The sequence below is a fragment of the Pseudoalteromonas citrea genome (assembly GCF_000238375.3).
Classification (GTDB): domain Bacteria; phylum Pseudomonadota; class Gammaproteobacteria; order Enterobacterales; family Alteromonadaceae; genus Pseudoalteromonas; species Pseudoalteromonas citrea.
In genome coordinates this window covers 85,885-98,788 of sequence record NZ_AHBZ03000012.1, presented here as the reverse complement: position 1 = coordinate 98,788, position 12,904 = coordinate 85,885, and the positions used below count along the sequence as shown (strand labels likewise).

8 protein-coding genes are annotated in these 12,904 nt (G+C 41.5%); 5 read left to right on the top strand and 3 right to left on the bottom strand.

Annotated elements, in window-relative coordinates; translation table 11 throughout:
• Nucleotide 1: 1 nt before the first annotated feature.
• Nucleotides 2–2,338, top strand: a complete 2,337-nt coding sequence (locus tag PCIT_RS00480; RefSeq protein ID WP_157592794.1) for a methyl-accepting chemotaxis protein — start codon at nt 2–4, stop codon at nt 2,336–2,338.
• Nucleotides 2,339–2,420: 82 nt separating this feature from the next.
• Here PCIT_RS00480 and PCIT_RS00475 read toward each other — a convergent pair whose 3' ends face one another.
• Entirely contained in the window at nt 2,421–4,622 is a 2,202-nt protein-coding gene (locus PCIT_RS00475) for an EAL domain-containing protein (protein ID WP_010366890.1), read from the bottom strand.
• A gap of 440 nt (nt 4,623–5,062) precedes the next feature.
• Between PCIT_RS00475 and PCIT_RS00470 the strand changes: the two genes are divergently transcribed.
• Entirely contained in the window at nt 5,063–5,830 is a 768-nt protein-coding gene (locus PCIT_RS00470) for a peptidylprolyl isomerase (RefSeq protein ID WP_010366892.1), read from the top strand.
• Between the two features lie 43 nt (nt 5,831–5,873).
• Here PCIT_RS00470 and PCIT_RS00465 read toward each other — a convergent pair whose 3' ends face one another.
• Nucleotides 5,874–7,133: an aromatic amino acid transport family protein gene (locus PCIT_RS00465; RefSeq protein WP_021032233.1), complete on the bottom strand. Its 1,260-nt coding sequence runs from the start codon at nt 7,131–7,133 to the stop codon at nt 5,874–5,876.
• Between the two features lie 317 nt (nt 7,134–7,450).
• Between PCIT_RS00465 and PCIT_RS00460 the strand changes: the two genes are divergently transcribed.
• A complete protein-coding gene (locus PCIT_RS00460; protein ID WP_010366895.1) occupies nt 7,451–9,160 on the top strand; it encodes an alkaline phosphatase D family protein in 1,710 nt (569 codons plus the stop codon).
• A 107-nt stretch (nt 9,161–9,267) separates the two neighbouring features.
• Here the strand turns inward: PCIT_RS00460 and PCIT_RS00455 are convergent, their stop codons facing one another.
• Nucleotides 9,268–9,783, bottom strand: a complete 516-nt coding sequence (locus PCIT_RS00455) for a hypothetical protein (protein ID WP_010366897.1) — start codon at nt 9,781–9,783, stop codon at nt 9,268–9,270.
• A gap of 244 nt (nt 9,784–10,027) precedes the next feature.
• On the opposite strand from PCIT_RS00455, the gene cyoA reads away from it, so the two are divergent.
• Nucleotides 10,028–10,876, top strand: coding sequence for a ubiquinol oxidase subunit II (cyoA, locus tag PCIT_RS00450; RefSeq protein WP_010366899.1), 849 nt, complete (start codon nt 10,028–10,030; stop codon nt 10,874–10,876).
• The gene (gene cyoB, locus PCIT_RS00445; RefSeq protein WP_010366901.1) at nt 10,866–12,899 is read left to right on the top strand and encodes a cytochrome o ubiquinol oxidase subunit I; all 2,034 of its coding nucleotides are present in this window, start codon (nt 10,866–10,868) and stop codon (nt 12,897–12,899) included. Before cyoA ends, cyoB begins: the two co-directional genes overlap by 11 nt.
• Nucleotides 12,900–12,904: the final 5 nt, after the last annotated feature.

The window sequence follows — 12,904 nt, the reverse complement described above, 5'->3', positions numbered from 1 at the left end:
CGTGCGTATAAAAACAAAGATTATAATGAATGTGGCTGTCATTATTGCTGTTGGTGTACTCACCACATCGGTTGTTTTGACCAAGTTAGCGGAGTCGATGACATCAACGGCGTTAGAAGAGCAGTTACAGAATCGATTGATAGGGCTGCGAGATGCAAAAGCTGAACAAATTACCAGTTACCTAGATAATATAGAGCACCATATTGCGACATTAGCGTCATCTGTTATGACCATTGAGGGAACGGTACAATTTAGTGATGCTTTTAAGCAGTATAGCCTCTCATCCACATCGGCTTCATCAGCACAAGTCGATAACAAGTTGTCTCAATTCTATCAGCAACAGTTTTTATCGACATATAAATCGCTTAATGACAATAAAAATATCAATGTACAGTCGTTGTTAACGACGCTATCTGAGCATGGTAAAGCATTACAATACACATACATTGCCAATAATTCGCACCCACTGGGTAGCAAAAGTGAATTGATTAACCCCAATGATGGGAGTGCATATCAGCAGGCACATGTTAAGTACCACCTTTCATTTAAAAAAACGTTAGAGGCCTTTGGCTATTACGACATATTTATTGCAGATGCGAAAACGGGGGATGTTGTTTATTCTGTATTTAAGGAGCTTGATTTTGCAACTTCATTAAAAAATGGCGCATACGCAAACTCAGGGCTTGGTAAGGCATATCGTGCTGGCATGAACTTATCAGAAGGTGAGGTTAAAATTATCGATTTTCACCCTTACACGCCTTCATACGAAGCGCCCGCTGCTTTTTTTGCATCGCCAATATTTAAACAAGGCACTCGTGTTGGGGTATTGATATTTCAAGCACCCGTTGATCGAATTAATGACATCATGACCTATCATGAACAATGGCAGTCTCGTGGGTTGGGTATGTCTGGCGAAACCTACTTGGTTGGCGACGATGGACTTATGCGCTCTCAAAGTCGGTTTTTACTTGAAGATAAGGCCGCATATTTGGCAGCTCTGGCCAGTTCAGGCATCGATGGTAAAACAATTAAGCAAATCGACATTAGAGACTCTTCTTTAGGGATTGCACCAGTAGACACGCAAGCGGTGCGAGCTGCGCTTAAGGGGCAGCAAGGATTTGACCTAATTGCTGATTATAGAGGAGTCGAGGTTGCGTCAGCCTATGGATTTATTGAAGTGGGTGATAATCGATGGGCAATTTTAAGTGAAATTGATGAGTCTGAAGGATTTGCGGCAATGGATGGCATACTCAGTACGTTAGTTACCACAGCAATTATCAGTACGCTAATTATTATTGCTTTAGGATTAACCGCAGCATGGGTACTGGGTGGATATCTCTCTAAGCCGATATTGCAGTTAAATGATTTTGTTATGCGAGTTGCCAATACACTCGATTTATCGCTAAGAGCAGATTTACGAGCGGGTAAATCAGACAAAGATGAAATTGGTCAGGTTGAACGTTCATTTAATTTAATGATGCAAAGCATTAATGGCGCTATGCAGGAAGTATCTGATTCATCGACTAATTTAAGCCGTTCGGTTAATTTGCTCAGAGATAACTTTAATGTGGTGACATCTCAGTCACAAGAGCAATCAGGTATGACATTACAGTTATCGGCTGCAATTGAAGAAATGGCACAAACATCTGACTCACTTGCTGAATCAGCGAAAAGCTCTAACCATGCAACACATGCGGCGGTTGATCAGGTAAATGACGGTAAGCGCAATGTTGAAGCGAATATGCATTATAACGAAACGCTTAAAGAAACGATTTCTACGACTTCAAATAGTGTTGATACAGTAGCAAAAGACAGTAACGACATTGGCTCTGTATTAGAGGTGATCAGGGGTATTGCTGAACAAACAAATCTTTTAGCGCTGAATGCCGCCATTGAAGCAGCTAGGGCGGGTGAGCAAGGCCGTGGCTTTGCCGTTGTTGCTGATGAAGTTCGTTCGCTTGCACAAAAAACCCAAGATTCTACCAAAGAGATCCAAACAATTATTGAAACACTACAACATGGCACAAAGCAAACAGTAACGACGATGAAAGTTGCGCTAAAAAGTGTGGAAGACACCCTAGTTACGACCCATAAAGTGACAGACTCATTTGAAGAAATAAACAAAGAAGTTGTTGAGATTGAGGGTTATAACTCTCAGGTGGCGACTGCAACAGCAGAGCAAAGCGCAGTTGCTCGTGATATGGCGCAGCAAGTGTCTTCTATTAGTGAGTTGGCCGAAAATAACAACCAAGCAATAGAGGATGCGTCTGGGTGCTGTAATGAACTTGAAGGTGAATATAAGCGATTAAAGGACTTGGTATCTCGATTTAAATTGTAGAAAATACAAGGCCTCACATCTTGAGCGTCATGTATATTTTATTGAAACTACAAGCACATTAAAGAGTCACTAGATATCTTCCCTAATGTGCTTGTAGTTGCAATACATAAGGCGCGAGCACCTGGTCAATCGGTTGCGGCTTTGAGTAAAGAAAACCTTGAAATTCTTGCATACCAAGCTCAGCAAGTGCATCTCGTTGGGCTGTCGTTTCAACTCCTTCCGCAAGGGCTGCAATACCAAGTTTCGCGCATATTTTCACCATGCCGCTGAGTAATGCATGTTGGTTTCTGTCAGTGTCGATCTTGTCTAATAAACTACGGTCAAATTTAAGTCGATTAATTGGGTACTCAATTAACCGAGCGATATTTGAGTAACCAGTACCAAAATCGTCTATTGCTAACTTTATACCAAATTGACTCAGTGATTTGAGTTGCATCAAGGTGTGGGCTCTATCATTTGCAATACTATATTCTGTGAGCTCAAGTTCGATAGCACTTGCCGCTAGGTTGTACTTCTTTAAGTGGGCTTTAATTTGCTTTGCAAAGTCTTCTTGCTCTAAATCTTGAGCGCTTACATTAACAGCGACTGGTACTGGTAAAACGGGGTAGTTTGATAGGGTTTGACACAATTTACCCATTATATACTGCGTTAATGCTTCGATTAAACCAAACTCCTCGGCTATTGCAATAAATTCCCCTGCAGGCACAGGGCCTAGTAAGTGGCTATGCCAGCGAGCCAGCGCTTCAAAACCAATCAATCGACCACACGCGAAATGCTTGCCTTGTAAGTAAATCTCTAACTCATTGTGCTCAAGTGCTTTTTCTAGTAAAAGTGCCATTTCATGGCGACCGAGACGTTGTTTCTTAAAGCTAAAGTCAAAAACAGAGTAAAGTGCATTGGAATGACGTAACTCACATGCTTGTACTGCATTTTTTAACAAACGTTCGGCGCTATACCCATGCTGCGGATAGGCTGCAATTGAAACCGCGTATTTAGCATGGTATTGCAGGTTCCCCAAGCGTAGCCAAAAATCAAGGTTTTGCTGCCATTGCTTGGCTGTTTCTTGAAGCAAGCCATTATGGTTTGCAATAAAGCCTAGTCGGCCGGAACCTAAATAAGCGACAGCACTGTTTGCCTGATTATGGTGTTCAAATATTTTATTGATGTGCTTGTATAGTAATTTACGTTGTTCAGCATCTACGCCGTGCTCTAGTACTTGTAAGTTTTGGTTATCCGCAATAGCGACAATGAATGGGCTAGCGCCTTTCACTGCGATATCGATTTGCTCACTTAGCCATGTTTTGTTTGGTAAATTAACTTGGGTATTAAAGTACTTAGTTTGATGATGTTGTGCACCGAGTGCCTTAAATTGTTGCTCAAGGTAAAACTGCTCTGAGGCATCGCTGATATACCAAGCAGATAAGGATTTTTCATGGCGCTCTTTTGCGTCAATTTGTAAAATTGAGTTGGCGCGTTTATAGAGCTTGCAGCTCTCATCGATTACATCGTTGAATATGAGTTTACTATGGCATGGTAAGGGATGATGATAGAGGTTAAGCAACTGTTTTGCTTTTTGGTTTGCTTCAACGATTTGTTGCTCTTCATTGACCAGAATAATAGCTGAGTAGGCGTTTTGGAAAAATTTGCGATATAGGTTTTTTTGTTGCTCTAACAATTGGCTATGTTCTTGTAGCTGCTGTTGCAAGTGTATTGCAGCCAAACTGGTACGCCATACTGCTAATGGAATACAAATATTAAAAAAGAAAAAAACAAAACTGTGAATATAAAAATGCGCGTTGTGTAGCAGTTCTGCTTGGGCGTTTCTGGCAGGCGTACCTAAGTCTTGAAAAATAATATACAGGGGGAGTAAGTTTAAAAGCATATAATATGCTGCTGTTTTTCGGCCTATCAACAAGAGTGCTATCACGGGTGTTACATAGGTAATAGTTGCCCCAATCTGTATTACATTTATAGCTGGCGTAAAAAGGTGGATACAAACAGCAAAAGCGGTGATGGTTAGGAGCAAAGCATGTGCGCTAAATAAATAATGTTTACGGCTAAAAAACAAGAGACCGAATACAATGGTGCTTGCACCGCTGGTTATGAGTAAATAGCTGGGAGTTTGAGATGTTAAGTAGATATATAAGCTGTGTGATGAAATCGCCATAGAGACGATTAACACGGCCATTAACATCAGCCGCAATGCACTGACTTGCCAATTAACGACATGTAAAGGGTGGTGGAGCTTTTCATCTAGGTGGAAAAATTGTCGCAGCTTATACAAGTTAATTCATTATAAATCATTGGTTTTAAGGTAATAATATCGAGTGTATTGCAAAGCTGCAATTGTTATAAGCCTTTAAATTTAAAGTTTTTAATGACAGCGCTATCATTTTAACTTTGTTTATAATCCTGCTAATAGGGATTCTTTGTTGCAGTATACCTCATTAGTCCCACTCATGCTTGAGCTGGTGGTTCTGTGAGTTGTATTTAGTGATTGCTCTGAACGTTTGCAATGACGGGGTTAGTCTAGTGAAAACAGGTAACCTTAATAGTAAGTTGACCGTTATTCGTTGTTTTGACGGTGTTTTGTAAAGGCACTAACGAAAGTTGTTATCTTTTGTAAATCTATAGAAATTAAATGGTTATTCAATTTCTTTGTCTGTAATCTGGTCCTTAATGAGGTGTCTTTACGAATAAAGTAATGGAGTAATTGATTAAGATATGAATAGATTTAGAGCACTCTTTATTTCGGCTTTACTTGGTACAAGTAGCACTGCTTTTGCGACAATTGTTGAATTTCAAACCTCTAAAGGCTCATTTCAAGTTAACTTGTTTGACCAAACAACACCTATCACGGTCAAGAATTTCTTACGCTATGTTGAGCAGGGAAGGTATTCTGACTCGATTATACACCGCAGTTTACCTAACTCAGTTTTACAAGGGGGTGGATTTAAATATGAAGGCAATATCCCACTAGACAAGATAGCGACCTATGCGCCAATTACCAATGAACCGAAACTATCAAATTTGCGTGGCACGATTGCAATGGCAAAGTTACCCCGTGAACCTAATAGTGCAACTAGCCAATGGTATTTTAATGTAACCGATAATAGCAGCAGTTTAGACCCAGGCAATGGCGGGTACACAGTTTTTGGCCAAGTAACCACTGAAGAGGGTATGGCCGTGATCGATAAAATATCGAACTTAGAGCGATGTGAAAAGGTACCAGTAATAAACTATACCGCAGAGCAATGCAACGATGTAGACATCGATCCAGATGGCAGTAATTTGATTGCAGTTAATAGCGTTGTGATCATCGATTCTGATCCAACGACAGCAGACAATTTATCACCTAAGACCAATACGTTAATTGATACGCAACCAAAACCAGTACCAACGCCCGAGCCAGATGAATCATCAAGCGGATCAATGTTTGGGGGGCTACTATTTATGTTCTTCTTTTTGTTACGGCGGTATCAGCAAGTTTAAAGTTTAAAAAGCCCCTGCATTTACAGGGGCTTGTTTGTATACGTTAGCCAAACATATTAAATAACAAGGCAGATACTGAAAGTAAACCGACAACGAGTACGAAATAAGTCCCTATCTTGCCCTTATATTTTTGTAATGCAGGAACCTTATAAACTGCAATAGTTGGCATGATAAACAAGATCATAGCAATAATTGGCCCCGAAATTGCTCCCATCATATCTAAAATACTTGGGTTTAGTACTGAGCAAATCCAAATAGCGACAAACATCATTACAATACCAAGCTTATCGATTACTTTGATCTCAAGTGAGGTTTGTTTGTTCAATAAACCATTAAAGCTTTCACGCGCACCTAAAAAGTGGCCTAAAAATGAAGAAGTAATCGCAATAAATGCAACCAATGGGCCAAGCATAGCAATGTAAGGGTTCTCATAAATATTAGCTAAATAAGATAATACAGACACATTAGCTTGTTTTGCTTCTGCCATTTGCGCCGGTGACAACGACAACACACAAGAAAATACAAAAAGTAGCACAAACGCGATAAGCATTATCGAGGTGTACTGCAAGATGTTTTCTGATTTGCTAACAGCACGCTCTTTATAGTGGCGACGTTGCACGTTGACAAAGCTGGAAATTGCGGCTGCATGACTAAATGAAAACACCACGATAGGGACTGATAACCACAGTGTTTGTGTAAGGCTTGCCGCATCAGGGGTGGTGATCACCGGCATTTGCCAATTTGGTATAAGGTAAAGCGATAAAAACAGAAGTACAGCGACAAGGGGATAGACTAACGCAGAGAATGTGCGCATTAGTAGCTTTTCACCACCCATCATTATGGCGATCATACCCGCGACTAAAATACCTGACAGTACAATGCGTGGCGGTGAGCTCAATTCTAATTGGTTAACAATAAAGCTATCAACAGTGTTGGTTAAGCCGACACCATAAATAAGCAAAATGGGAAAGATAGAGAAAAAGTAAAGTAATGAGATCAAGCGACCTGCGCCTGCACCGAAATGCTCCTCGACGACATCAGTAAAGTCAGCGTCAGTACGCTTTGAAGATAGCACAAAACGGGCAAGACCTCGGTGTGCTAAATAAGTCATCGGAAACGCTAATACAGTCATGATCAGTAAAGGCCAAAATCCACCGATACCGATATTTATCGGTAAAAATAAAATACCTGCGCCAACGGCTGTACCAAATAAGCTTAGAACCCACTGTGTATCATGTTTGCTCCAGCGCCCTGCATCGCTTGAAGGCATATCATGGGATATTGCTCCTGAGGCGTTACTCATACTTGTTGTCTCATTATTAGATTTGTATTTGGGCGGCATCATATAGAAAATGATTGATTGATGCATTTATTTGGGGTGTTTATGCATTGTTATTCAGTAAACATCTATTGACGCGCAAATTTTAACCTATGTAACTCATTATCCTTCATAATAAAAAAAAGCGTTCGATTGAAAATGCAGCAAGGTGGAAGTGATGGCGAAATCATGTCTATTTAGGAATTAAACATCGAACATGTGGTGTGACCAGTCGTAAAAATGTCATGTCACCTCCTTATGATGCCTGTTCTTTTAGCGAAGTAGTAAAGTAAGGAACAAGTATGAGTAGTTTATCTCGCCGTGATTTTATGAAAAGTGCATTACTTGGCGTCGGCGCGACCACTGTGGCAATGTCTTTAGCGGGTTGCAGTAGTCGCGGTGAATCGTTGGCAAGTAACGAAGTCGCAATTGATTTTAAACATGGTGTTGCCAGTGGAGATCCGTTGACTGAAAGTATCATTCTGTGGACTAGAGTGACGCCTGAACAGAGTATCAGTACTATCAATCTGACGCTGCAAGTTGCTGAAGATCCTGAATTTACAATAGCTAAAATAAATGAAAGCGTTGTCGCTTTGCAAAAAAATGACTATACCGTTAAAGTCGATTTAGCAGGGCTTAAAGCAAATACACACTATTATTATCGTTTCGTGACCGACACGACTATTTCACCTACTGGCCAATGCAAAACCTTACCGAGCAATGATATTTCTAAAGTGAAATTTGCTGTTATGTCATGTGCAAATTACCCTGCAGGATATTTTCATGCGTATGCAGAAGCTGCCAAGATCAATGATCTCGATGCCGTTTTGCATCTAGGCGATTACATTTATGAATATGGTATGGGCGAATACGCCACAGAACGTGCGAGCGCATTGGGTCGCGACCTTGAGGCTGACAATGCCCAAGAAATTATTTCATTGGATGATTATCGTAAACGATATAGCAAATACCGTACAGACCAAGGGTTGCAAGCGTTACATCAAAGGGCTCCTTTTATCGCCGTGTGGGATGACCATGAAATATGTAATGATACGTATCGTGATGGGGCAGAAAATCATAATGAAGGTGAGGGGGTGTTTAGTGAACGAAAGTTGGCCGCACTCCAAGCTTATTATGAATGGATGCCTGTTCGACCTTATGTGAAAGATCAAACTGAAGCGTTATATCGAAAATTTGAGTTTGGTGATCTCGTGTCGCTTTATATGTTAGATACGCGTAATGAAGCACGAGTTAAAGCATTAGAGTATCAAAACTATATAGATCCAAACTCCGCTGAAATGGATTTTTCGCGTTTTCAAGCCGATTTAGCAACGCCAGAACAGCAATTGTTAGGGAACAAGCAGCTGACTTGGCTCACTGACGGCATGAAAACCTCGAATGCTAAATGGCAAGTGTTAGGGCAGCAAGTGCTCATGACGAAAATGATGATGCCAGCAGAGCTTTTGACGACTTTGGCAAATCCATCAAACACGATGGCGCAGCAATTAACGGAGCTAGCACAGATTAAAGGGCGTGCGATAGCAGGTGATCAAGGGTTGACTGAGCAAGAAAAAGCCCGTGTAGGTTTTGTCGCACCCTATAACTTGGACGCATGGGATGGTTACCCTGTTGAGCGGGAAGTATTGTTGCAAACGGCGCGCTCTGCAAATAAGAACTTAGTGGTATTAGCTGGCGACACGCATAATGCGTGGTCGGGTCGGTTGTGTAATGCACAAGGGCAACCCTGTGGTTATGAATTTGCGACACCTGGGATAAGCTCTCCCGGTTTGGAATACTATTTACAATTACCAGCAGAGCAAACCGAGCACTTTGCGCACGCGCTGCAATTACTGATTGATGATTTGGATTTCGCGAATATCCACCAGCGCGGTTTTATGACGGTGACTTTTACTGCAGACTCAGTGGAGAGTGAGTTTCACTTTATTTCTACAGTACATGAGCAAGCCTTTACCGTTACGAATAAAGTGCTGCAACACAGCCTGATAAGTTGAAGATGATTAACAACTTAGCAAGTGACTAAGCTGACTTTGTGTTTTTATTTATCGTTTATTTACTTCAGTGCCGTGGGTATGGTCTCTCTCGGCACTGAAGTAGGCGCTTAATCAGGTATTGGAGACGCTAAGTTTGAACTGTCGGCTAAAAATTGTGCATGGTCATGGGTGTCGAGTTGCTTTTCTACCTTTTTCGACTGTGATTTTTCTACGTCAATAATAATAATCACTTCGCCAGAATCAAGTCGTTCGTTAATGAGTGACTTAAAATAGCCATCAAATGATCCACCGGTAATAAGCAAAATAAAGCTGATCACCACATAAGCACATATTGCGGCAAATATGGCCCAAAGTAGTTGGCTGTTGAGTGCATTTGTTGAAAGTGCAACGGCGGCTATAATAATTGCCAGTGCGCCTGATGCCATCATTTTTGCGCGCTTTTTAGCGGCAATGATGTCGGTTTTATCAATGTTCGAAGACCCATGCAAGTGGTGCGATTTAATCCCGCCTTCATCGCGGCTAAGCACATAAAAGTGGTGGTCATCTATGCCTAATTTATGCACCTCATCAGAAATAGACTCGGCGTCATCTAGGGTGTTGGTCGCATAAAACAGTCTTTTCATTGTGCCCCCAATAAATACTTGATCAATATGACCTTAAATTAGTGTAGCTGCCATACGTCAAAAGATAAAAAAATCTTTGATCTACATCAAGCAGGGGTTGAGTTTCTAGTTAACAACATTTAAAATCGCAACGAAAATACAAATGGTAATTATTATCATATCAATTAAATATTCTTAAACTGTAATTACGCTTTGAATAAAAAGGGTGAATATCGGTGCAGAATTGAAATCAGATAGGTTTCGTATGTTTAAAAAGTTGTTGCTGAGCACAATTATTATTGTACTCACACTGTCTCTGAGTGGTTGTGAACTGGCACTATTTGACCCTAAAGGGCCGATTGGTGAACAGGCTAAAGACCTCATTCTAATCTCTACTGGCTTGCTCCTCATTGTCATTATTCCTGTCTTGTTTATGTCGATTTACTTTCCTTATAAATTTAGAAAGGGCAATACCAAAGCCGAGTACAAACCGCATTGGGAGCACTCGACCAAGATTGAAATTATCGTTTGGTTAGTTCCTTGTTTAATTGTTGCCGCACTGGCGTATGTAACATATGTGACATCACACTCACTCGACCCAAGAAAACCACTGGGTAAAGATGAAGACACACTCACCATTCAGGTGGTTGCGTTAGATTGGAAGTGGCTATTTATTTATCCAGAGCAACAAATTGCTACGGTGAATGAAATTGCCATACCAGTTAACAAGCCTATCGAGTTTTTGATCACCTCAGATACGGTGATGAATTCATTCTTTATACCGCGATTGGGTAGCCAAATTTATGCCATGGCAGGTATGGAGAATCGATTGAATTTGATGGCATCAGAAGAAGGGGTGTTTAGAGGTTTATCGGCAAACTACAGCGGCTTTGGTTTTTCAGGTATGAAGTTTAAAACGCACTCTGTATCTGATGAAGCATTTGAGCAGTGGGTTGATAAAGTAAAAGCCTCGCCAAAGGTATTAGACGAGCCGACTTATCAGGCACTGACCGTAAAGTCTAAAGACAATGAGGTTGAGCATTTCGCCGATGTTGATCCATTGCATTTCAAGAAAACCATAGAAAAATATACTGGGGTACAAAATGGGCAGTAAAGCCACCATTATTACAGATCCAGATCCGCTTACGGGTAAGTTGACATGGGATTCTATTCCAGTCCATGACCCTGTTATTTTGCCGGTAATGATTGCCGTTGCGCTAGGTGGTATCTTCTTATTCGCATTAATAACCAAAATGGGTAAATGGCGTTACCTATGGGACGAATGGATCACGTCCGTTGACCATAAAAAAATAGGCATAATGTATATTATTGCTGCGATCATCATGTTAGTGCGTGGTTTTGCTGATGCCTTGATGATGCGAGCGCAGCAAGCTCTTGCCACCGCCGACAGTGTTGGCGCGGGCTATTTACCTCCTGAACATTACGACCAAATATTTACTGCCCATGGCGTGATCATGATCTTCTTCGTCGCCATGCCATTGGTCGTGGGGTTAATGAACATTGTGGTGCCACTGCAAATTGGCGCAAGAGATGTGGCATTTCCTTTCTTAAACTCATTGAGTTTTTGGCTATTTGTGGTCGGCGCAGTATTAGTTAACGTGTCGCTGTTTGTAGGTGAATTCGCTGCAACCGGTTGGTTGGCATATCCTCCCTTATCTGGGTTGGAGTACAGTCCCTGGGTCGGGGTTGATTATTGGCTCTGGGCATTACAGATCTCAGGGATCGGCACCTTGCTTACGGGTGTTAATTTCTTCGTAACGATTCTTAGAATGCGTGCGCCTGGCATGAAGTTAATGCAAATGCCTGTATTCACGTGGACTTCGTTGTGTGCGAACGTATTGATCATTATCTCGTTCCCTATTTTAACGGTGACCATTACCTTACTGACCCTAGATAGATATATTGGTACTAACTTCTTTACCAATGATCTTGGTGGTAACCAGATGATGTATGTGAACCTCATTTGGGCATGGGGTCATCCAGAAGTTTATATCTTAATTTTACCTGCTTTTGGTATTTTCTCTGAGATAACGGCAACTTTCTCTCGTAAACGTTTGTTTGGGTATACATCATTGGTGTGGGCGACGGCGGTGATCATGGTGCTGTCTATGGTCGTTTGGTTACACCACTTCTTTACTATGGGGGCTGGGGCGAGTGTGAATGCCTTCTTCGGCATTGCCACCATGATCATATCCGTCCCCACCGGGGTGAAGATATTTAATTGGCTATTTACCATGTATAAAGGTCGCGTCGAGTTTTCAGCGTCAATGTGGTGGACATGTAGCTTCTTATTTACCTTTACAATCGGTGGGATGACAGGTGTCATGTTGGCGGTCCCAGCAGCCGACTTTGTATTACACAACAGTTTGTTTCTTATCGCTCACTTCCATAATGTGATCATTGGTGGCGCCGTATTTGGCTATTTTGCGGGTATGACTTATTGGTTCCCGAAAGCGACAGGTTTTATGCTAGATGAAAAGCTTGGGAAACTAGCCTGTGCTTTATGGACTATCGGTTTCTTCGCAGCCTTTATGCCTCTTTACATTTTGGGTTTCAACGGCATGACGCGTCGTCTGAACTATTACGATAACCCAGAATGGACGCCATTATTGTGGATTGCAGCTGGTGGTGCATTGATTGTATTGGCAGGGATCATGACGCAATTCTATCAAATCTTTGTCAGTATTCGTGATCGCCATAAAAACAAAGACGTGACGGGCGATCCTTGGAATGCACGTACGCTTGAATGGGCAACGTCGTCACCTCCACCGTTTTATAACTTTGCTGAACTGCCGAAAATTCACGACAGAGATGAGCATTATTATAAGAAAGAGCACGGTCTTGCGTATCAAGCGCCGGATAAATATAAAAAGATCCACATGCCGAAAAATACTTGGGCTGGCGTGGTGATCAGTGCCTTCTCATTGGTGATGGGTTTTGCATTTGTTTGGCATATTTGGTGGATGGCGGCATTTGGTTTCTTGGGCATGATTGGATCTTGGATCATGTACTCATTTGAACGTAATAAAGACTATTACGTGCCTGTTGAGCAAGTAGAAGAAATTGAAGCAAAACATCTAGATGCTGTTAGGCAGCACGCTAAAACTAACAGCTAAAAGAG